A 19,538-nucleotide genomic window follows, 5' to 3' on the forward strand; every position below is an offset into this window, starting at 1 on the left:
CTCAGACGCTGAGGAAGCGATTGACCACGTCCTGACTGAGCTCACCGGTGGGACCGCTGGCCACGATGCCCCCCCGTTGCATCGCGTAGTAGCGATCCGCCTGGCGAACGAAGTGCAGGTGCTGCTCGACGAGCAGAACACCGATGCCGGTCTCAGCAATGATCCGGCGCACCGCGGACTCAATGTCCTGCACGATGTTGGGCTGAATCCCTTCGGTGGGCTCGTCCAACAGCAGGAGCTTGGGCTGACCCAGCAGGGCACGGGCAATCGCCAACTGCTGCTGTTGACCGCCGCTCAGGTCCCCGCCCTTGCGGGGTAAAAACTCCCTCAGGATCGGGAACAACTCATAGACGAAGGGATCAATGCGGCGATGGCGGGCCAATCCTCCGGGGAGGGCCTCCATGCCGAGCATCAGGTTCTCCTCAACCGTCAGCTGCGGAATGATCTCGCGCCCCTGGGGGACGTAGCCCACACCAGCGCGGGCCCGTTGGTGGGGCGCCTGGCGGTCCAGGGCCGCACCGTTGAACACGATCGTGCCCTGACGGGCCCGCAGCAAACCGATCAGGGACTTCAGCAGGGTGGTTTTTCCCACCCCATTGCGGCCAATCAGGCAGACCATCTCCCCGGCATTCACGGTGAGATCGACATCGCGCAGGATGTGGCTCTCGCCGTAATAGGTGTTCAGCCCGCGGATCTCCAGCAGGGCGGTCATGGGTGTTCCTCCTCTGATGTTCCGAGATAGACCTCAATCACCCGGGGATCGGCCTGCACCTGATCCATCGTTCCCTCGCAGAGGACGTGGCCCTGGTGCAGCACCGTCACGGGACTCTCCAAGCGGCGGATGAACTCCATGTCGTGCTCGATCACCAGCACGGTGTGATCACCAGCGAGGGACTTGAGCAAATCGGCCGTCAGGTCGGTCTCCTCATCGGTCAGGCCCGCCACCGGTTCATCCACCAGCAGCAGATCGGGGTCCTGTCCCACCAGCATCGCGATCTCCAGCCATTGCTTCTGGCCATGGGAAAGCGCCCCGGCCTGCCAATCGGCGCGGCTCTGCAGGTTGACGATGCCCATCAGGTGTTGAACCCGATCGCGCTCCCCTGAACCGAGACCGCCAAACAGCAGGGGCCAGGGCTGCTTCGGCCGGCTGACCGCTAAGGCCAGATTCTCCTGAACGCTGAGCTTCTCAAACACCCGCGGGCTTTGGAACTTGCGACCAATCCCCAACCGGGCAATGCGGTGCTCCGCGCGGCCCACCAAGGAGCGGCCCTTGAAGACCACATCCCCCTCCGTCGGAGCGGTCTTGCCGGTGATCACATCCAAGAAGGTGGTCTTGCCAGCCCCATTCGGGCCGATCACCGCCCGCAGCTCCCCGGGCTGGAGGCTGAGATTCAGATCGCGCAGGGCCAGAAAGCCGTCAAAGCTGACGGTGATCTGGCTCAGCTCAAGCAACGGTGCACTCATGGCTGAACCTCCTCTTGTCCTTCCAGTTCCAGTTGCGGGTAGGTCCCCATGCGCCGGGCGACGCCCAGGCGCGAGAGCAGGTTGCGGGGGCCGTCGCTACGCCACCAACCGATCACACCCTCCGGCAGGGCGGTGACCACCAGGATGAACAGACCGCCCTGGATGAACAGCCAGCTCTGGGGCATGGCTTCACTCACGAGGCTCTTGGCGTAGTTGATCGCCACGGCACCCAAGATCGCCCCCACCAAGGTTCCCCGTCCGCCAACGGCGACCCAAATCACCATCTCGATCGAGAAGGGAACGGTCATGTACTGAGGCGAGACAATCCCGGATTGCACCGTGTAGAGCGCTCCGCCGATGCCGGCCAAACCACCGGCAATCGCGAAGACGATCGTCTTGAACAAGGTGGGATTGAATCCCGCAAAGCGCAGCCGCGGCTCGTCATCGCGAATGGCGATCAACACATCGCCGAAGCGGCCGCGGACCACCCAGCGCACAAAGGCCCAGGCCGCAATCACCATCAGGGCGGTGAACCAGAAGAAGCCGCGCTGCATCTCTGGTGAACCCACCATCTGACCAAACAGCTGGGTCACATCGGTCTTGAGACCGTTGGTGCCGTTGATCAATTTCTGCTGGCCGTTAAAGAAGTTGAAAAAGACCAGCAGGGCCGCCTGGGTCAGGATCGAGAAGTAGACCCCTTTGATCCGGTTACGGAAGACCAGGTTCCCCAGAACAGCGGCCAACACCGCGGGGATGAGCCAGATCGCCACCAGGGTGAACAGGGGCGAATGGAACGGAACCCAGAACGCCGGGAGTTGCTTCACGCCGTAGAGACCGAAGAACTCCGGAATCCCATTGGGGAAACCCGCTGAACTATTCAGCTGCAGATACATGGCGGCCGCATAGCCCCCCAAGGCAAAGAAGATGCCCTGCCCAAGGCTGAGCAACCCCGTGAAGCCCCAAATCAGATCGATGCCCAGGGCGACGATCGCCAAGGAGAGAAAGCGTCCCAGCAGGTTGAGACGAAAGACGGGAAGAACCGCCGGAGCCGCGACGATCGCAGCGATGATCACCACCCAAAGCAGCAGCTTTGGCCAGCGGGACTGTTGAAGGCGTCCAAACATTGGTTCAGGCCTCCACCATGCGTCCCTTCTGCGGGAACAAGCCCGCGGGACGGAATTGCAGGAAGAGCACGATCAGGGCGAAGACCATCACCTGGGCCATGCTCGTGGTCGCAAAAAACTTCACCGTGGCGGCCAGCGGCGACGGCATGGCCGGCCAGAGGCTGAGCAGACGGCCGGCGCCGATCAGATCGGTCAGCCAACCAATCGCGAAGGACGCCAGAACGGCGCCAAAGAGGTTGCCGACGCCGCCCAGCACCACAACCATGAAGCAGCCCACGATGTAAGAACCACCGACGTTCGGCCCCACCGAACCCAACAACGAGACAGCCACACCAGCGATTCCCGCCAGTCCAGAACCGATGCCAAAGGTCAGGACATCGACCGTGTCGGTGGGAATACCCAGGCAGTCGCTCATCGTGCGGTTCTGGGTCACCGCGCGTATGCGTGTTCCCCAAACGCTGCGGTTGAGGAACAGGGTGACGCCCAGAACAGAAACCACCGTCATCGCGATGATCACCAACCGGGGCACCGGCAGGGTGAGATCGGCCCACTCCAGGCCGCCGCGCATCCATTGGGGCGCAGTCACATCAACGTTGCGGGAGGTCGCCCGGGCAATCCGCGAGATCTGGGAGGCCAGTCCACCGGCCAACAGCACCCCGGCAAGCGCCGAGGTGGCCCAGCAGCCGGCACGCACCAGCCGCGCCCGCGGGCCTTCGAGCAGGGGGGCCGGCAAGAGCAGCGGCAAGCTGAAGCCCACCACCAAGGCGAGAACCACTCCAGCAGCCGTCGCCAGCGGAACACTGCGCACAAACTGCTGGAGGATCAGGCTCACGCCCCAGGTCGCCAGCAGGGTCTCCAGGGGATTGCCGTAGAGACGGCGAATGACCGTGCGCTCCAGCAGGATTCCGACAACGCCGCTCACCACGAAGGCCAGCGGAATCGCCACCAAGACATAGAGGTTGTAGACGGGCTCAAAGGCCGGCAGCTTGAAGATCAGCTGCACGACGTAGGTCGTGTAGGCGCCGAGCATGATCAGCTCGCCATGGGCGAGGTTGATCACCCCCATCAAGCCGAACACAATCGCCAATCCAAGGGCGGCCATCAGCAAGACCGAGCCGATGGCCACTCCGTTGAAGAGGCTTTCAAACAGCAATTGCACGGAAATCCGAAGCGGGGCAGCAAGGGAGAAAGCAGAAAAAGAGGAGCCCCCGGAAGGACTCCTCCATCAGTCAGAGCAACCGGAAAGGGCGATCAGAGCTTGTAGCGCTCACCCTTCTTGGCGTCCGTCCAGTCGCAGGCGTAGCCCTTGGAGCTGGGCTCGTACTGGTTCCAGGCCTGGGGAGCCACAGGACCATTGGTGGACTGGAGGATCTTGAACTGACCGTCCTTGGTGATCTCACCGATGCGCACGGTCTGGGAGAGGTGGTGGTTCGGCATCACCTTGACCTTGCCCTGGGGCGCATCGAATTCGATACCAATCAGGGCTTCGCGCACCTTGTCGTCATCGAAGCTGTTGGCCTTCTCAACGGCGGCCTTCCAGAGGTAGACCATGTTGTAAGCCGACTCCTGCGGGTCAGCGACCATGCGATTGCTGCCGTACTTCTTCTTGAAGTCAGCGGCGAACTTCTTCGATGCCGGGGTATCGATCGACATCATGTAGTTCCAGGCGCCGTAGTGGCCCTCAAGGAACTCAGGTCCAATGGTGCTGATCTCTTCTTCCGCGATGGAGTAGCTCATCACGTAGTAGCCATTCGCCGGGGTCAGACCGGCGTCCTGGATCTGCTTGAAGAAGGCAACGTTCTGGTCACCATTCAGGGTGTTGATGATCACACCGCCGTTGGGCATCGCCTTTTTGATCTTGGCGATGATCGGAGCCACCTCGGTGTTACCCAGGGGCAGGTAGTCCTCGCCAACCACCTTGCCGCCCAGGGACTTGAGCTGCTGCTTGGTGATGGTGTTGGAGGTGCGGGGGAAGACGTAGTCGGATCCCACCAGGAAGAAGGGCTTGCCAGCGGCAGGCGACTTCTTGAACATGAACTCAGTTGCAGGCTCCGACTGCTGGTTCGGAGTTGCACCGGTGTAGAAGATGTTCTTGGAACACTCCTGACCTTCGTACTGAATCGGGTAGTAGAGGAACGCGTCCTTCGACTCGTAGACCGGCAGCATCGCCTTTCGGCTTGCTGACGTCCAACCACCGAAGACCACAGGCACCTTGTCCTGATCGATCAGCTTTTTGGACTTCTCAGCGAAGGTCGGCCAGTCGGAAGCGCCGTCTTCAACGATGTATTCAATCTTGTATTTCTTGCCATCAACGGTGACACCACCGGCGGCATTAATCTCATCAATAGCCATCTTCTCAGTGTCCACCAGGGTGGACTCCGAGATCGCCATTGTGCCGGTCAAGGAGTGAAGAATCCCGACCTTGACCGTGTCGTCGTACTGAACATTGGAGGCAGAATCACCACCACCACAAGCCACCAGACTCACAGAGGTGGCGAGAGCCGTTGCACCGGTCAGCAGACGCAACGAAGACTTTCGCATCAAAGGAGATGCCATAACTTTGAATCAATGAAGGCCGCCGCCGTCGTTCAGCGGTTCAAGGAATGTATTGATCGAGGCAGGCGCTCACGGGTAGCAATAAGCACCAAATCGGCAATTGCGAGACTGATCAGACTCGCGGCAATTCTCCCGAGGATTCACCACCCTTTGCGCCGTATCAACGGCCACCAATCGGCGGCTACTTCGGTAGCTGTTGCAACAAAAACGCCTCGACCTGCTCGAGGCCCTCGCCGCTGTGGAGGTTGGTGAAGCACCAGCTCCGGCCCGAGCGCATCCGCTCGGTGTCACGCTCCATGACCTCCAGGCTGGCCCCCACCATCGGAGCCAAATCGATCTTGTTGATCACCAGCAGGTCCGAGCGGGTGATGCCGGGCCCTCCCTTGCGCGGAATCTTGTCGCCGGCGGCCACGTCAATGACGTAGATGCAGAGGTCCACCAACTCCGGACTGAAACTCGCCGCCAAGTTGTCGCCGCCGCTCTCGACCAACACCAGATCGAGATTCGGGTAGGCCGCCTCGAGGTCCGCGACGGCAGCTCGATTGATCGAGCAGTCCTCCCGGATCGCCGTGTGGGGACAGCCCCCGGTTTCCACACCGCGAATGCGGCCGGGCTCCAGAGCGCCAGCGCGGGTCAGGAACTGGGCGTCCTCCTGGGTATAGATGTCGTTGGTGACCACCGCCAGCTCCAACCGATCGCGAAGGCGCCGGCAGAGGGCCTCGACGAGGGCGGTCTTACCCGAACCCACGGGCCCAGCCACACCAACCCGCAGACGACTGGTGGTCATCTCCTTCGCCAATTCATTCTCAGCATTGTGCTCAGCTCAACTGCGGAACAGGCGGGAGTAGAGCTCTGCGTGGCGCAGCTGGGCCAGCCCCGCACCGACGCCGCCATTCCACTGCTGCTCTGGATCCATCGACGCCAGCTCCTGAGCCCGCTGAGCGAGAAGCGGAGCGAGCCTCAACTGCAGCCGCTGGGCCTGGGTTGGCCCAAGAGGCACCAAGCGCACCGCTGCACTGAGCTGGTTGGCGACCCAGGAATAGAGGTAGGCCTCCTCCACCTCCGGGGAGTCCAACTCCAAAACCGCGCAGGCCCAGGCATAGGCCGCCGGCCAGGCCAACAACGTTCCGGCTCGGGGCAAGGGCCAGCCCAGATCCGCCAACAACTGCAGGAGCGAACGCCCCATCTGCCGCTGCTGAGCCCGCAGCTCCGCTGATTCCCGCTGCACCAGCAACCACTGATCAAGGCTGCGCAGCTCCTGCTCCGCCTGCGGCTCACCGTCTTTCCAGGCGCGCATGAACGCCATCAAGGGCGCGAGCGCTGCGGCCTCAATCGCCACCCCACCACGCCGCAACTCAGCGCTGAGCCAATCCTCCATCGCCTGCTCGGAGGTGACCTGACCGGCCTGAACCAAGACCTCAAGACCCTCGGAATAACTGAAGGCCCCCACCGGCAAGGCCGGACTCACCAGTTGATAGAGCCTGAGCCGCGCCAGTTGCCGATCAGCCATGGGAGTGGGCATGGGGAACGCCCGCATAGGCACCGGCCTCCGGCTGAAAGGGAGCATCCAGGCAGTCCACCTGCAGCTGCCTTTGGCGCAGTAGCTCCGCCAACACGCTGTCCTGCAACAGAACCAAGCGGTCGGGATGCAGCTCCATCGCCACGTGGCGATTACCCAGGTGATAAGCAGCCTGCAGCAGAGCCAGGGGCTCAGCGCTGCGCACCTGCATCACCGGCTCCGGTGCCGCCTCCACCAGAACCTGCCAACAGCCGTCGTCACTCAGCAGCTGATCACCGGGCTGCAGGGCAGCACCACGGGGAAGCTGCAGCACCAGATCCCGCCCGCAGCGACTGCGGCGATGGCCCCGCAGGCTGGTGCGCTCATCCGCCGTCAACGCCAAGGTCAACGCCTGGGGTCCAGGCTCCGGCAGCACGCCCTTGGGGCGGCGCTCCACCAACACGATCGCTGAACCCTGCTCCACCTGAGGCGACCCGAGGGCCATCACCCTGACGAGCCACCGCACTGGACCTTTGTGGCGATTGTTACCAAAGCTGGACCGGTGGGACCGGAGTATGCGGCCATGGCTGAGTCGCAATCCACCTGGAGGGGACGTGTCGCGCTCCAGTTCGAGCGAAGAGGCTCGGCGGGGGGCGAACGAACCATTCACCAAGGACAGGCCAGCTCCCCGCTCAAATTGCAGCGCGCCCAGTGGCAGAGCAGTGGCCACTGCGAGCTGCCGATCCTGCACACCGCCGGGGGCTTGGTCGGTGGTGACGAACTCGAGATCAGCGCCCAGCTCGCACCCCAGAGCCAGGCCCTACTCACCAGCGTCGCAGCCCAGAAGGTCTACGGAAGCGTTGGACGCTCCCGCCAACAACCGCAGGGACGCTGGTCTCGGCAAGCCTTGAGGTTTGAACTCAAACAGGGCAGCCAACTCGAATGGCTTCCGCAGGAGCTGGTGCTCTACGCCAATGGCCTGTTCGAGCAGACCTGCCGTATCGAGCTGGAACCGGGTGCCAGCTTCCTCGGAGCGGAGGTCGTGCGCCTGGGGCGAACCGCCGCGGGGGAGTCCCTCGAGCAGGGCTGCTGGCGTTCCGCCCTGGAGATCCACCGCAGCGGAGCCAACGGCGGACGCTGGGAATTGGTCGATCGCCTGGAGCTCAAGGATGCAGCTCTGACGGGGGAACACGGCATGGCAGCCCAGCCGGTCTTCGGCTCCCTGACCTGGATCGCCGGGGACCCACTCCCCCCAGCTGTCATCGAAGAATTACTCCAAGCCTGCCGCCAGCAGCGCGCTGGTCTCGAAGGAACCATGGCCTGCGGCGCCCTCGAGCAGGGCCTGGTGGCCCGCTATCGCGGCCCCTCCAGCCAAGCCGCCCGGTTCTGGTTCTGCCGCATCTGGGCCTTACTTCGCTCCATCCAAGGGCAATCCCCGCCGGAGCTTCCCCGGGTCTGGCCCTTTCAGGAAAACCCCTTGGAGCAGGCGGCTGAGTGTTCAGCCTGAACAGAGGACGGTCCAGCGCGCAACCAGAGTGAAGGCTTCTGATCAACTGGATCAGGCTCCTGCCCCGCCATGCATCTGACCCCTCAGGAGAAGGACAAGCTCCTGATCGTCACCGCGGCCCTCTTGGCCGAACGCCGGTTGAACCGCGGCCTCAAGCTCAACCATCCCGAGGCGGTGGCCTGGCTGAGCTTCCTGGTGCTCGAAGGAGCACGGGACGGAAAAACCGTGGCGGAACTCATGGCCGAGGGGACCACCTGGCTGAGCCGAGATCAGGTGATGGAGGGCATCCCTGAGCTGGTCCACGAAGTCCAGATCGAGGCGGTGTTTCCCGACGGCACCAAGCTCGTGACCCTGCATGACCCCATTCGCTGATCGGCCATGGCTGCACTCATTCCCGGCGAACTGATTCCCGAACCAGGGGAGCTGGAGCTCAACAGCGGACGCCCCATCACCACGGTGCTGGTGGCGAACACCGGAGATCGCCCCGTTCAGGTGGGCTCCCACTTCCACTTCTTTGAGGCCAATGCCGCCCTGCAGTTCGACCGCGAGGCCACCCGGGGACAACGGCTCGACATTCCTGCGGGCACGGCGATCCGCTTTGAGCCTGGCGACAGCCGCGAAGTGCAGCTGATTCCCTTCGCAGGCGGACGACGCGTCTTTGGCTTCAACGGCCTGATCAACGGCCCCCTCGACTGAACGGACACCCCATGCCCTACCGGATTTCCCGCCGTCAGTACGCCGAGACCTACGGCCCCACCACCGGCGATCGCCTGCGCCTGGCGGACACAGAGCTGATCCTTGAGGTGGAACGGGACCTCACCGTCTACGGCGATGAAGTGAAATTCGGCGGCGGCAAGGTCATCCGCGATGGCATGGGGCAAGCCCAGACCACGCGGGCAGCCGGAGCGGTGGACACCGTGATCACCAATGCCCTGATCCTCGACTGGTGGGGCATCGTCAAAGCCGACATCGGCATCCGCGATGGCCGCATCTGCGGCATTGGCAAAGCGGGCAACCCGGATACCCAGGCAGGGGTCGACATCGTCGTGGGCCCAGGCACCGAAGCCATCGCCGGGGAGGGACACATCCTCACCGCGGGCTCGATCGACACCCACATTCACTTCATCTGCCCCCAGCAGATCGAAACGGCCCTGGCCAGTGGGGTGACCACCTTGCTCGGCGGCGGTACCGGCCCGGCGACGGGAACCAACGCCACCACCTGCACCCCCGGGGCCTTCCACATCAGCCGGATGTTGCAGGCCGCTGAGGGGCTGCCGGTCAACCTGGGCTTCTTTGGCAAGGGCAACGCCTCCACCCCAGAGGCGATTGAGGAGCAGGTCCAGGCCGGCGCTTGCGGGCTCAAGCTGCATGAGGACTGGGGCACCACTCCGGCGGCCATCGACTGCTGCTTGAGCGTTGCCGATCGGATGGATGTGCAGGTCTGCATCCACAGCGACACCCTCAATGAAGCGGGCTTTGTCGAGGACACGATCCGAGCCATCGGCGGCCGCACGATCCACACCTTCCACACCGAAGGGGCCGGTGGTGGTCACGCCCCCGACATCATCAAAATCTGCGGCGAAGCCAACGTCCTGCCGAGCAGCACGAACCCGACGCGCCCCTACACCCGCAACACGCTCGAGGAGCACCTCGACATGCTGATGGTGTGCCACCACCTCGATCCGAAGATTCCGGAGGATGTGGCCTTCGCCGAGTCGCGCATCCGCCGCGAGACCATCGCCGCCGAGGACATCCTTCACGACATCGGCGCCTTCTCAATCATCGCCAGCGACTCCCAGGCCATGGGCCGCGTCGGTGAGGTGATCACCCGCACCTTCCAGACGGCCCACAAGATGAAGGTGCAACGGGGCGCACTCCCCGAGGACAGCGGCCGCAACGACAACACCCGCCTGAAGCGCTACATCGCCAAGACCACCATCAACCCTGCCATCGCCCATGGCCTCGATCAGCAGGTGGGCTCTGTGGAAGTGGGCAAGTTGGCGGATCTGGTGCTGTGGAAGCCCGGCTTCTTTGGGGTGAAACCAGAACTCGTGATCAAGGGGGGCTCCATCGTCTGGGCCCAGATGGGCGACGCCAACGCCTCCATCCCCACCCCTGGCCCCGTCCATGGACGGCCCATGTTTGCCGCCTTCGGGAAAGCCTTGGCCCCCAGTTGCCTCACCTTCGTGAGTCAAGCGGCCCTGGACAACGACGTACCCCGGAGACTGGGACTGGAACGCTCCTGCGTCCCGGTGCTCAATACCCGCAGTGGGATCAGCAAGGCGGCGATGAAAAACAACACCGCCCTGCCCAAGGTGGAGGTGGACCCCCAGACCTACGAGGTCTTTGCCAACGGCGAACTACTCAGCTGCGAACCCGCCGAGGTGCTGCCGATGGCGCAGCGCTACTTCCTGCTCTAATTGCAGCCCTGGACGGAGATCCGGTAGGTGAAGCCCGTGGCCGCCTGATCGCCGCTGGCGCCGATCTTGAAGTTCACCTGGTTCACCGTTTTGCCGGGAACAGCACGAACGGTCCACTGACGGCCGGTGCCGACATTGGGGGCATAGGAGTCATTGACGACCTGGAGATTGGAGCCATCGGTGAACTTCAGGTAGGCCTGAATCGGATACGTCGCGCTCACCGAGGAGTTGGCGGTGAAGAACAGCTTGTAGCTGCTGTAGGGCTGGTTAACGAAGAAATCGGTGTTCCAGTTCGGGCGGCTGAAGGGCAAGGGGCTGCCCAGGCTGATGGTCTTGGTGACGATGTTGCTCTGGCCATTACCGCCCACGGGGGCGAGGAACTGACAGGAGGCCAAAGCCGGGGCAGACGCCATGAGGGCACCAGCGCCGATCAAGGCGGTGACTCCAGCACGCATGAAAGCCGACATCGAAAAGAACGATCACTGGTTTCGCTCTAGCCAGAGCTGACCAGGATGGAAAGCACTGCAGGAAACACCCCAAATGGCCCTGTCGCGCAGCCTCGGCCTGCGCAGCCTGACCCTGGCGGTGGTGAGCGGCACCATCGGCTCGGGCTGGCTGTTCGCACCCTTCTATGCCGCCCGCAGCGCCGGGGCTGCGAGCCTGATCGCTTGGCTCCTGGGCGGAGTGCTGGCCTTTGGCCTGGCCATGGTCTTCGCCGAACTCGGGGCACTGGTACCCAGCTCCGGCGCCCTGGCGCAAATCCCAATGCTCAGCCATGGCCGCCTGGCCGGGTTCATCGGCGGATGGTGCGCCTGGGTGGCCTACCTGGCCCTTCCCACCATTGAGGTGCTGGCGATGATCGAGTACCTGGCCAGCGACCTGCCCTGGCTCACCCTCGATGGCGGCCAAGGCCAGGTGCTCAGTCCCTGGGGCATGGCCTTCGCCGCTCTGCTGCTGGTGCTGATGACCTGGGTGAACTTGGCGGGGGTGCGCACCCTGGCCCGCTGGATTGACACCCTGACCAGCTGGAAGCTGGTCATTCCCCTCCTGATTTCGGCCGTCCTGATGCTCAGCGCATCGGACTGGAGCAATCTGCTGGTGACCGTGGGAGCACCCGGCGCAGGGGAGAACTGGCTGCCCGGCATTGTTCATGCCATCAGCAGTGGCGGCATCCTCTTCAGCCTGCTGGGATTTCGCACCGCCATGGATTTGGCGGGCGAAGCCAGAGACCCCCAACGCACCGTGCCCCTGGCCATGGGCCTTGGACTGGGGCTCTCCATCGCCATCTATCTGGCGCTGCAGCTGGCCTTTCTCGTGGCGGTGCCCCACAGCAGCCTGGGCGCGGGCTGGGGAGCGCTGCAGCTGAGCGCCCACGGCGGCCCCCTGGCGGCGATCGCCATGGGACTCGGTCTGAGCTGGGTCGTGGGGTTGCTGCTGAGTGATGCGGTGATCTCCCCGGGAGCGACCGCCATGACCTACTTGGGGCTCTCCGGCCGGGTGGCCTGGATGATGGGCAGCCTGCGTCTGCTGCCCAGACGGCTGGAGCACCTCAACCGCCAAGCCGTGCCCAGCACAGCACTCATCCTGAGCTTGGTGATTGGCGTTGTGATGCTGCTGCTTGGCCCCAGCTGGCAGCAGATCGTGAGCTTCCTGACCGCCTGCTTGGTGATTGCCTTGGCCGTTGGGCCCGTCAGCCTGCTGGCCCTCCGTCAGCAGCTCCCGACTGCCCATCGCGCCTTTGCGCTTCCTGCTGCCGCACTGGTCTGTCCGCTGACCTTCATGGCCGCCAGCTGGGCTGTGCTCTGGTGCGGACGCACAGCCGTTGAAGGCGCCATCGCCCTCGTCCTGGTTCCGGCCCTGATCTTTACGGGAGTCAACCGATGGCAAGGCCGACCGCTCGATGGGACGCATGGCCGTTGGTGGTTTGGCTACTTAATCGGCCTGCTGCTGATTGCCGAGCTGAGCGGCTCCAATCGCCTGATTCCCGGCGGCGAACTGACACAGATCGCTCTGGCCAGCGCCTTCTCCTTGGCCGTTTTCCCCTTCGCTGTGCGATCCCGCCTGCCGCAGGTCTCGAGCGAAGCCCAGGTCCAAATCAATTAATCGACCGCCGCTGTCGATGGCCAGTTGCTGACATGGGTCGCGACCGGGGATCACTGGCGAACGGCTCAGGCACACCATGAACTAGGCACATTCACCTACAAAAACTAGAAATCAAGGCGCAATCAGGGGCGATCCCAAAGAAAACGTGAAGGGCTTTTTTGTTTGCCTTCCAAAGGCTCACGTTTGATTGCGTGGGGAAACGAACACAGAGCTGGGAGACATTCACCGGCCTTAGAAATCACCCAGTCAGCAGTCGGATTCATGGGCGACCATCTGCATCTCGTCGGACTCACCGGTGATGGCTGCCGGATCGCCCGTGACGGGGGCGGCGGCTATGTCGTGAACCACAACGACAGCGACGGAAGCTGGGAGCGGGTCGCCAACCTCCCCGCGGCCTATGCCGTTTGCGAGCGCTTCAGCCAACGGGACGCCCTCGGGCTGCCCAATTGGCGCGCCGAGGCCTAACGACCAGAAGGCAACTGGCCCAACCCTGATTAGCGTTAGTCCAACCCTTGGAAGGTTGTGATGACAGCCCCCTCCAGCAGCTGCACTGACCGCCCGGGCCGCGCCGGGATCAGCAGTGACAGCTTTTCTGCCCGCAAAGAACAGGCCCTGGTGATCTTGCTGGCCCAGTCCCTCGCCGAGGCACAGATCGGCCGGGCCGATGCCCAGGCCAGCCAAGGCCTCTGGAATGAGGTGGCGGAACTGGAGCTTGACCCAGATCGGATCATCAACCTGCTCTACGGCGGCGAAGACCTAAGCGATCGAGCAGCCCTCAAGGAACGGGATCAGCAGTGGCTCTCCGCCCAGGTGCGCCGAGCACCTCGCGGATGGTCCCTGCGAACCCTGCACCTGGGACGGCCTCAGCCCTATTTGAGCGGAATCGGCATCTCCACGAGGGCCGGCTCAGGGGCGCAGCTTTCAACGCGCTGACTGACGACATCGCCAATCACCACGATGGACGGGGAGGCCAGCTCCGCCTCCTGAACGGCTGCAGCCAAACCACCCAAGGTGGAGACCACCACCTTCTGCCCCCGCACCGTGCCTTGCTGCACCGCCGCAGCAGGGGTTGAGGCGTCCAGGCCGCCGGCAATCAACTCCTCACAGATATGGGGCAGGTTGTGCAGGCCCATGTAGATCACCAGGCCATCACTGCTGCGGGCTAAGCCGCGCCAGTCCACCCCAGGACGACGCTTATCAATCTCCTCGTGACCGGTCACGAAGGTGACGGAACTGCCCGCACGGCGATGGGTCACGGGAATGCCGACATAGGCAGGGGCGGCGATCCCAGCCGTCACCCCGGGAACCACCTCGACGGCGATCCCATGACGCTCGAGGTGGGCCGCCTCCTCACCGCCACGACCAAAGAGAAAGGGATCCCCACCCTTCAGACGCACCACGCAGCGATGGCGCTTGGCCATCTCCACCAGCACGGCATTGGTGCTGGGTTGGGGCACAGAGTGATGGCCCCGGCGCTTCCCAACGAAGTGCTGCTCGGCACCGTCCGGCACCAAGGCCAAGACCTCGCGCGGCACCAGTGAGTCATAGACCAGGGCATCGCACTGGCTAAGCAAACGCTGGGCCTTGACCGTCAGGAGGTCGGGGTCACCGGGACCAGCCCCCACCAGATACACCTTGCCGGCAACGTCAGCGGTCATGGCAGATCGAGCAGGAGGTTGAACAAGAACTGACGGGTGGCCGGACGCTCCAGCAGCGCCAGACAGGGGGAGACGTCCGTCCGTAGGTGGGCCGTCATCCGATTGGGCGCAAGGGCCAAGGGCAATGCCGCCGCATCGCTCGGGGCGCTTCGGTCTGCACTTAAGCAGGGCACCCCCAGGTAGCGGCTCAGGGCCGAGAGGTAGCGATCCGCCACCCCTGGCCGAAGGGGATGGTGCAACACAGCCGGAGCATTCAGCGCGCGCAAATGCTCCAACCAGGGGCCCCAGGCCCCGAGGAAAGGAAGCGTGCACACCTGATGCCCTTCTCGGCGCAGCCGATCACGGATCCCCGGGACATCACTGCGGGCATGGCTGCCGGGCGTCAGCAGCAGGGGCACCAACAGCAGCGATTGCCCCTGGGGCAGCTCCAGAGGATCAGCCGTGAGGGCTTGCAACCAAACCGGAGCCTGACGGGCCTGGGCGAGATCGTTCAGCAGCTCAGTGATGACCTGGGGAATCTGCCCACCGGCGTGGCCGTGGACCACCAAGAACAAGGGCGACTGCCCAGCAGCGGAGGGCTTCGGTAGCAACGGCCACCGCCAGCACCCCGGGCCTGCTGATGGAGTCACATCCACCGGATTCATAGGAACACGATGCCAGCCGCCCGCCCCTTGCCCAGCTCCCGCCGCAGGCCCCAGAGCAGCTACGGACGCCCCCGCTACCGGGAGATGCAGCCCACCCCGCAGTGGAGGCGCGAACTCGATGCCGACTTCGCCGCCATGGGCAAGGTCTGGCAAATGATTCGCAGTGGAGCGACGCGAATGCTGGGCGAAATCGGACGCCAATACTGAGCTGCGCGGGGCCGAAGAGCGTGACCATCAACCCGGAAGATGGGGCCCCTTTAGGTATCCGTTGACACCCTTTTCACCACTCCCCTTGGACGGCGTCGATCCGTAACAACGGCGACAAAGCAGTGCAGAGGGCGAATGATTTGATTCCCCCCACTAGTCGTTCTTTGTTTTGGAAACGGCTCAGTTGCTGACTTCATCTGAACCGATTTCCCATGGTGGCGACGCCAACGATGTCCAACGCAAACGAGATACCCAGCGCACTACCGAGCTGGCTCGAAGGTAAGAAGCTCAATAAGATTGAGCAGAACAAAGCTGACAAAGACGGCCTACTCGTCGGCAGCGAAATCGAGACGTTCGCCAAACTTGGATGGGAGAACGTCGATGAGACGGATCTTCAGCTGCGACTGAAGTGGTACGGAATGTTCTGGAGACCCAAAACTCCAGGGCTGTTCATGATGCGCCTGCGGGTTCCCAACGGGGTGATCTCCGCAGAGCAGCTTCGGGTCGTCGGCAACATCGTGGCTCGCTACGGCAGCAACGGAAGCGCTGACATCACCACGCGCCAAAACATCCAAATGCGCGGCATCCTCCTGGAGGACCTGCCCGAGATTCTGGGTCAACTCAAAGCGGTTGGCCTGACCACCATCCAATCGGCCTTCGACAACCCCAGGAACGTCACCGGAAATCCCATTGCCGGCATTGACCCCCTGGAGATTGTCGACACTCGCCCGTACACCCAGGAGCTCGAAAACTTCCTCACGAGCAACCACCAGGGCAACCCCGAGTTCTCCAACCTTCCGCGGAAGTGGAATACGGCTGTCGCTGGTGCACGCGACAACTTCCTGCTCCACAACGACATCGCCTTCCACCCCGTTGAGCGCAACGGCGAGATGGGCTTCGGCGTCTGGATCGGCGGCATCCTCTCCTCCCAGATGAATGCCTATGCCATTCCCTTGAATGCTTGGGTCAAGCCAGATCAAATCTGTGCGATCACCGAAGCCGTGATCAAGATCTGGAGGGACAACGGCGAGCGGGACAAGCGCCCTAAGGGTCGCTTCCGCCTGTACCTCGACGAGGTTGGCCTGGAGGCTTTCCGGGCCATGGTGGAAGAACGCTTTGGTCCGCTGACCCCAGATCCAGGTTCAGTCTTCGACGCTGAACCCCGCTCCCACTACGGCATCCACCCGCAGAAGCAGCAGGACCTGCACTACGCCGGTGTCCATGTTCCCGTCGGACGCCTGCTGGCCGAAGACTTCCAAGACATTGCCGCCCTTGCCGAGCGCCATGGCGACGGCAGCGTGCGCCTGACGGAAGATCAAAACGTGATCTTTACCGGCATCAGCAGCGCTCAACTCCAGGCCTTTGAAACGGAACCACTGCTGCAGCGCTTCAGCCTGAACCCCAGCCACATTGCCGCTGGCACCGTCAGCTGCACCGGCAACAGCTACTGCAGCTTTGCCCTCACCAACACCAAGGATCAAGCCCTCGCTGCTGCTGAAGCGCTGGATCGTGAATTGGTCCTTCCGGAGGAACTGAAGATCCACTGGACGGGCTGCCCCAACACCTGCGGCCAGGCCTACATGGGCGCCATTGGTCTCACCGGAACCAAAACCAAACAGCCCGATGGCGGCATGGGCGAGGGCTACAACATCACCATTGGCGGCTCCCAAGGTGCCAACCCTCAAATCGGCGAGATGCACCGCAAAGGAGTTCCCGCCAGTGAAATCCAAGCGGTGCTGAAAGAGGTTCTCATTGAACAGTTTGGCGCCAAGCCCAGGACGTAAAAAGCCGCAGTCCGCACTACACATTTACCGGCATTTTTGAGACCAGGTGCTCCTTTCTTCTGAAGCCTGTCCTCAATCAGATCGCACCGTCTCACCCTCAACTTCGGACGCATGTCTTCATCAACGACGCAACAAAAGAGAGATGTCTTCTCTCGGTTTGTGAATTGGCTGAGCAGCAGTGGCACTGACAAAGCTGCCGTCAACAGGCCCCAAGGCAGCCAAGACATCATTTCTCGCTTGATGAACCGCATTAGCGGTTAATTCCTTTCCTCACACATCACTTGCAGAGCAAAACATGAGCGCGACAGCTTCACAGATGGACTATGTCCTACCCAACGAATTAGTCGACGGCATGATTGCTGCCGGCGGCAAAAAAGCAACCGTCAGCGTCAAGAACCTGCTGATCCGCGGTTTCTATTCCGGAGCCATCCTCGGTCTCGCCGTGATCCTGGCCCTGACCGTGGCCGCCCAGAGCAAGATGCCCTTCCTGGGCTCGCTGCTCTTCCCCTTCGGCTTCGCCAGCATCGTCCTCTTCGGCATGGAGCTGGTCACCGGCAACTTCGCCCTGCTGCCCATGAGCGTCTGGGCCGGCAAGGCGAGCTGGAGCGCCACCTTCCGCAACTGGGCCTGGGTCTGGATTGGCAACTTCATCGGCACCGCCGTTGTTGCCCTGATCATGTGGGCCAGCCTGACCAGCGCCGGCACCGTTGAGCCCCTGGCCGCTGCCGACGGCGGTAAGGGCTGGCAGGTCGTGGCCGCCACGATCATCAAGCTCAACAAGCTGAATGTGGTCACCAAGTACGAAGCCCTTGGCAGCACTGGCTTCTTCCTGGCCTTCCTGCGGGGCATGGTCGCCAACTGGCTGGTCTGCCTGGGCGTGACCATGGCCCTGGTGAGCAAGAGCGTTCCCGGCAAGCTGCTGGCCTGCTGGCTGCCGATCACGGCCTTCCAAACGATGGGCATGGAGCACATCGTGGTGAACCAGTTCCTGCATACCGCCGGCCCCCTGCTGGGCTCCGGTGTGTCCTTCGGCAAGGTGATCGTCTGGAACTTCATCCCCGTCACCCTCGGCAACATCGTGGGCGGGATGGTCTTCATCGGGATGCTCTTCTACAGCACCCACCGCACCAAGATGCCCAACGTTCTCCCCAGTGAGCACGACGACAAGCTGGAGCGGGAACTGGCCGCCGAGCTGGGGGCTCGCTGATCAATGGGACTCGCTGTCGCCCCTGCCTCTGACCTTCTTCAGCCCCATGAGGAAGCTGCTCTGAGCGAGCGGCTCGGACGCTGGCGGCGGCAGCCCCTCACCCCTGAAGAACTGAGCGCTCTGCTGCCTCGGGTCTCCGATCCCACCCTTGCCCTCAGCCTGGCTGAGCGGCTGGGGATGGCCGGACCCGAGGCCATTGCCTTGATCCTTCCCCTCTGCCAATCGCAGGGCATTTCTCTGCCCCTCATTCGCGCCCTGGGAATCTGTCATCACCCCCAGGCCTGCACCCAACTCCTGGCCTGGCTGCCAGAGGCCGGACCCCTGGAGCCCGATGTGCTCGAAGCCCTCGGCTGCTGGGGCAATCTGATCGATTTCAGGATCATCGAATCAGCGCTGAGCGCACCTGGCCAGAGCCATCGCCTGGCAGGCCTCAGCCTGCTGACCTTCCGCAATCGCAGCCTGACGGCCGAGGAGGTCCTACGCCTGACGACGCCTCTGCTGCAGGACTTTCGCGCCGATGTGGTGATTGCCACGATCAAGCTGCTGCAACGGCGCAACGAACCCAGCGTCTTAGCTGCCATTCGCGGCTGCATCAGCACCGAAGCTCTGCCCCGCGTCGCTGAAGCGGCACTCCAGGCCCTCGGTTGCATCGGCAGCCTGGAATGCTGCCAGCAGCTGCTGGAGCTTCGAGGCGAATTGGCTGGCACAGCCTTAGAAGAGCCGCTGCGGCGTCAACTCAAGGCTCAGGTCAGGCATCAAGCCCTGGTCGAGCAGGCCTTGGCATAACTATTCATTTCTACAATTCGCCACAAAAAAAGCCCACCGTTGGTGGGCTTTTGCTTTGGGAGCCGAAGCTCACCATTTCTTATAAGGAAGGAACTTGCCGCACATGGTGACCTTCACTCGGTTACCAGCAGGGTCTTCAACTTTGTCCACATCCAAGGTGAAATCAATGGCGCTCATAATGCCATCACCAAACTTCTCTTGGATCACGTCCTTCAGGGGCATTCCGTACACCTGCATGATCTCGTAGAAGCGATAGATCAGCGGATCAGTCGGGATCACAGGATCCAGACCGCCCTTGGTCGGGAACGACTGCAGTGCCTCGGTAATGGCATGGTCAAGGCTGAGCAGTTCAGCCAGCTTTTGGGCTTCTTCAGCCGAAGCGGTGGACTGGCAGTAGAACAGCGAAGCGATCCACACTTCATCGCGACCCAGGGCGGCCTCCAGATCAGCGAAGCTCAGCCCTTTGGCCTTCTTCGCCGCCATCAACGTCGCCGTGATTGTGGCGGGAGAGGGAGCTGCCAACGAGGGCATTGAAACAGGAGTAACCGTCATGGAGACAGGCCAGAATTGATGAGAGGAG

Annotated in this window: 23 protein-coding genes; 11 read left to right on the plus strand and 12 right to left on the minus strand. The window is 62.9% G+C overall.

What is annotated here, in order from left to right:
- Position 1 precedes the first annotated feature (1 nt).
- The 8 genes from urtE to ureE form a co-directional block, all read right to left on the minus strand.
- On the minus strand, positions 2 to 712 hold the full coding sequence (gene urtE / locus QZ189_RS01045) for an urea ABC transporter ATP-binding subunit UrtE (protein ID WP_010313728.1): 711 nt from the start codon (positions 710 to 712) through the stop codon (positions 2 to 4).
- Positions 709 to 1,464 (minus strand): urea ABC transporter ATP-binding protein UrtD, encoded by a 756-nt coding sequence (gene urtD / locus QZ189_RS01050; RefSeq protein ID WP_296416830.1) that lies wholly within the window; start codon positions 1,462 to 1,464, stop codon positions 709 to 711. Before urtD ends, urtE begins: the two co-directional genes overlap by 4 nt.
- The gene (gene urtC, locus QZ189_RS01055; RefSeq protein ID WP_296416828.1) at positions 1,461 to 2,588 is read right to left on the minus strand and encodes an urea ABC transporter permease subunit UrtC; all 1,128 of its coding nucleotides are present in this window, start codon (positions 2,586 to 2,588) and stop codon (positions 1,461 to 1,463) included. The genes urtD and urtC overlap by 4 nt, the downstream gene beginning before the upstream one ends.
- 4 nt (positions 2,589 to 2,592) lie before the next feature.
- On the minus strand, positions 2,593 to 3,747 hold the full coding sequence (locus tag QZ189_RS01060) for a branched-chain amino acid ABC transporter permease (protein ID WP_247476711.1): 1,155 nt from the start codon (positions 3,745 to 3,747) through the stop codon (positions 2,593 to 2,595).
- A 92-nt stretch (positions 3,748 to 3,839) separates the two neighbouring features.
- Positions 3,840 to 5,129, minus strand: a complete 1,290-nt coding sequence (gene urtA, locus QZ189_RS01065) for an urea ABC transporter substrate-binding protein (protein ID WP_247476710.1) — start codon at positions 5,127 to 5,129, stop codon at positions 3,840 to 3,842.
- Between the two features lie 196 nt (positions 5,130 to 5,325).
- Positions 5,326 to 5,931, minus strand: a complete 606-nt coding sequence (gene ureG, locus QZ189_RS01070; protein WP_029626041.1) for an urease accessory protein UreG — start codon at positions 5,929 to 5,931, stop codon at positions 5,326 to 5,328.
- A 36-nt stretch (positions 5,932 to 5,967) separates the two neighbouring features.
- A complete protein-coding gene (locus tag QZ189_RS01075) occupies positions 5,968 to 6,654 on the minus strand; it encodes an urease accessory UreF family protein (RefSeq protein ID WP_043705227.1) in 687 nt (228 codons plus the stop codon).
- Entirely contained in the window at positions 6,647 to 7,147 is a 501-nt protein-coding gene (gene ureE, locus QZ189_RS01080) for an urease accessory protein UreE (RefSeq protein ID WP_296416862.1), read from the minus strand. The genes QZ189_RS01075 and ureE overlap by 8 nt, the downstream gene beginning before the upstream one ends.
- A gap of 78 nt (positions 7,148 to 7,225) precedes the next feature.
- Between ureE and QZ189_RS01085 the strand changes: the two genes are divergently transcribed.
- From QZ189_RS01085 to ureC, 4 genes are all read left to right on the plus strand, one after another.
- Positions 7,226 to 8,149 (plus strand): urease accessory protein UreD, encoded by a 924-nt coding sequence (locus tag QZ189_RS01085; RefSeq protein ID WP_296420575.1) that lies wholly within the window; start codon positions 7,226 to 7,228, stop codon positions 8,147 to 8,149.
- Between the two features lie 69 nt (positions 8,150 to 8,218).
- Positions 8,219 to 8,521 carry an urease subunit gamma gene (locus tag QZ189_RS01090; protein ID WP_010313747.1) on the plus strand — a complete coding sequence of 101 codons (303 nt, stop codon included), beginning with the start codon at positions 8,219 to 8,221 and terminating at the stop codon, positions 8,519 to 8,521.
- A gap of 6 nt (positions 8,522 to 8,527) precedes the next feature.
- A complete protein-coding gene (locus tag QZ189_RS01095; RefSeq protein ID WP_247476706.1) occupies positions 8,528 to 8,845 on the plus strand; it encodes an urease subunit beta in 318 nt (105 codons plus the stop codon).
- 11 nt (positions 8,846 to 8,856) lie between these two features.
- A complete protein-coding gene (gene ureC, locus QZ189_RS01100; protein WP_296420578.1) occupies positions 8,857 to 10,569 on the plus strand; it encodes an urease subunit alpha in 1,713 nt (570 codons plus the stop codon).
- Here the strand turns inward: ureC and QZ189_RS01105 are convergent.
- Positions 10,566 to 11,036, minus strand: coding sequence for a hypothetical protein (locus QZ189_RS01105; RefSeq protein ID WP_010313754.1), 471 nt, complete (start codon positions 11,034 to 11,036; stop codon positions 10,566 to 10,568). The genes ureC and QZ189_RS01105 overlap by 4 nt on opposite strands.
- 73 nt (positions 11,037 to 11,109) lie before the next feature.
- Between QZ189_RS01105 and QZ189_RS01110 the strand changes: the two genes are divergently transcribed.
- From QZ189_RS01110 to QZ189_RS01120, 3 genes are all read left to right on the plus strand, one after another.
- Positions 11,110 to 12,672 carry an APC family permease gene (locus QZ189_RS01110; protein ID WP_010313756.1) on the plus strand — a complete coding sequence of 521 codons (1,563 nt, stop codon included), beginning with the start codon at positions 11,110 to 11,112 and terminating at the stop codon, positions 12,670 to 12,672.
- A 261-nt stretch (positions 12,673 to 12,933) separates the two neighbouring features.
- Complete coding sequence (locus QZ189_RS01115) at positions 12,934 to 13,137, plus strand: hypothetical protein (RefSeq protein ID WP_296416712.1); 204 nt, start codon at positions 12,934 to 12,936, stop codon at positions 13,135 to 13,137.
- A 60-nt stretch (positions 13,138 to 13,197) separates the two neighbouring features.
- Positions 13,198 to 13,605 (plus strand): hypothetical protein, encoded by a 408-nt coding sequence (locus QZ189_RS01120; RefSeq protein ID WP_296416713.1) that lies wholly within the window; start codon positions 13,198 to 13,200, stop codon positions 13,603 to 13,605.
- Here QZ189_RS01120 and cobA read toward each other — a convergent pair.
- Both cobA and QZ189_RS01130 read right to left on the minus strand, forming a co-directional pair.
- Positions 13,542 to 14,330 (minus strand): uroporphyrinogen-III C-methyltransferase, encoded by a 789-nt coding sequence (gene cobA, locus QZ189_RS01125; RefSeq protein ID WP_010313761.1) that lies wholly within the window; start codon positions 14,328 to 14,330, stop codon positions 13,542 to 13,544. The genes QZ189_RS01120 and cobA overlap by 64 nt on opposite strands.
- Complete coding sequence (locus QZ189_RS01130) at positions 14,327 to 14,875, minus strand: hypothetical protein (RefSeq protein WP_363155132.1); 549 nt, start codon at positions 14,873 to 14,875, stop codon at positions 14,327 to 14,329. Before QZ189_RS01130 ends, cobA begins: the two co-directional genes overlap by 4 nt.
- Positions 14,876 to 14,983: 108 nt before the next feature.
- Here QZ189_RS01130 and QZ189_RS01135 point away from each other — a divergent pair, with 108 nt between their 5' ends.
- The 4 genes from QZ189_RS01135 to QZ189_RS01150 all read left to right on the plus strand — a co-directional run bounded on the left by QZ189_RS01135 (position 14,984) and on the right by QZ189_RS01150 (position 18,958).
- The gene (locus tag QZ189_RS01135; RefSeq protein ID WP_247476696.1) at positions 14,984 to 15,181 is read left to right on the plus strand and encodes a hypothetical protein; all 198 of its coding nucleotides are present in this window, start codon (positions 14,984 to 14,986) and stop codon (positions 15,179 to 15,181) included.
- Positions 15,182 to 15,411: 230 nt separating this feature from the next.
- Positions 15,412 to 16,965 (plus strand): ferredoxin--nitrite reductase, encoded by a 1,554-nt coding sequence (locus QZ189_RS01140; protein WP_232197219.1) that lies wholly within the window; start codon positions 15,412 to 15,414, stop codon positions 16,963 to 16,965.
- Between the two features lie 316 nt (positions 16,966 to 17,281).
- Positions 17,282 to 18,172: a formate/nitrite transporter family protein gene (locus QZ189_RS01145; protein ID WP_010313770.1), complete on the plus strand. Its 891-nt coding sequence runs from the start codon at positions 17,282 to 17,284 to the stop codon at positions 18,170 to 18,172.
- 3 nt (positions 18,173 to 18,175) lie between these two features.
- Positions 18,176 to 18,958, plus strand: a complete 783-nt coding sequence (locus QZ189_RS01150) for a hypothetical protein (RefSeq protein ID WP_296420581.1) — start codon at positions 18,176 to 18,178, stop codon at positions 18,956 to 18,958.
- Positions 18,959 to 19,027: 69 nt separating this feature from the next.
- Here QZ189_RS01150 and cynS read toward each other — a convergent pair whose 3' ends face one another.
- Positions 19,028 to 19,489 (minus strand): cyanase, encoded by a 462-nt coding sequence (gene cynS / locus QZ189_RS01155; protein ID WP_071777923.1) that lies wholly within the window; start codon positions 19,487 to 19,489, stop codon positions 19,028 to 19,030.
- Positions 19,490 to 19,538 lie beyond the last annotated feature (49 nt).

The organism is Vulcanococcus sp. CPBay_Sum15L08_68 (assembly GCF_017855895.1).
Classification (GTDB): Bacteria; Cyanobacteriota; Cyanobacteriia; order PCC-6307; family Cyanobiaceae; genus Vulcanococcus.

Bases quoted from the DNA above. Each gene is read 5' to 3' on its own strand.
- ureC (WP_296420578.1), top strand. From the start codon at position 8,857: ATGCCCTACCGGATTTCCCGCCGTCAGTACGCCGAGACCTACGGCCCC.
- ureE (WP_296416862.1), bottom strand. From the start codon at position 7,147: ATGGCCCTCGGGTCGCCTCAGGTGGAGCAGGGTTCAGCGATCGTGTTG.
- QZ189_RS01085 (WP_296420575.1), top strand. From the start codon at position 7,226: ATGGCTGAGTCGCAATCCACCTGGAGGGGACGTGTCGCGCTCCAGTTC.
- urtC (WP_296416828.1), bottom strand. From the start codon at position 2,588: ATGTTTGGACGCCTTCAACAGTCCCGCTGGCCAAAGCTGCTGCTTTGG.
- QZ189_RS01145 (WP_010313770.1), top strand. From the start codon at position 17,282: ATGGACTATGTCCTACCCAACGAATTAGTCGACGGCATGATTGCTGCC.
- ureG (WP_029626041.1), bottom strand. From the start codon at position 5,931: ATGACCACCAGTCGTCTGCGGGTTGGTGTGGCTGGGCCCGTGGGTTCG.
- QZ189_RS01120 (WP_296416713.1), top strand. From the start codon at position 13,198: ATGACAGCCCCCTCCAGCAGCTGCACTGACCGCCCGGGCCGCGCCGGG.
- QZ189_RS01110 (WP_010313756.1), top strand. From the start codon at position 11,110: ATGGCCCTGTCGCGCAGCCTCGGCCTGCGCAGCCTGACCCTGGCGGTG.
- QZ189_RS01075 (WP_043705227.1), bottom strand. From the start codon at position 6,654: ATGGCTGATCGGCAACTGGCGCGGCTCAGGCTCTATCAACTGGTGAGT.
- QZ189_RS01140 (WP_232197219.1), top strand. From the start codon at position 15,412: ATGTCCAACGCAAACGAGATACCCAGCGCACTACCGAGCTGGCTCGAA.
- QZ189_RS01095 (WP_247476706.1), top strand. From the start codon at position 8,528: ATGGCTGCACTCATTCCCGGCGAACTGATTCCCGAACCAGGGGAGCTG.
- QZ189_RS01135 (WP_247476696.1), top strand. From the start codon at position 14,984: ATGCCAGCCGCCCGCCCCTTGCCCAGCTCCCGCCGCAGGCCCCAGAGC.
- cobA (WP_010313761.1), bottom strand. From the start codon at position 14,330: ATGACCGCTGACGTTGCCGGCAAGGTGTATCTGGTGGGGGCTGGTCCC.
- cynS (WP_071777923.1), bottom strand. From the start codon at position 19,489: ATGCCCTCGTTGGCAGCTCCCTCTCCCGCCACAATCACGGCGACGTTG.
- QZ189_RS01150 (WP_296420581.1), top strand. From the start codon at position 18,176: ATGGGACTCGCTGTCGCCCCTGCCTCTGACCTTCTTCAGCCCCATGAG.
- urtE (WP_010313728.1), bottom strand. From the start codon at position 712: ATGACCGCCCTGCTGGAGATCCGCGGGCTGAACACCTATTACGGCGAG.
- QZ189_RS01105 (WP_010313754.1), bottom strand. From the start codon at position 11,036: ATGTCGGCTTTCATGCGTGCTGGAGTCACCGCCTTGATCGGCGCTGGT.
- urtA (WP_247476710.1), bottom strand. From the start codon at position 5,129: ATGCGAAAGTCTTCGTTGCGTCTGCTGACCGGTGCAACGGCTCTCGCC.
- urtD (WP_296416830.1), bottom strand. From the start codon at position 1,464: ATGAGTGCACCGTTGCTTGAGCTGAGCCAGATCACCGTCAGCTTTGAC.
- QZ189_RS01115 (WP_296416712.1), top strand. From the start codon at position 12,934: ATGGGCGACCATCTGCATCTCGTCGGACTCACCGGTGATGGCTGCCGG.
- QZ189_RS01090 (WP_010313747.1), top strand. From the start codon at position 8,219: ATGCATCTGACCCCTCAGGAGAAGGACAAGCTCCTGATCGTCACCGCG.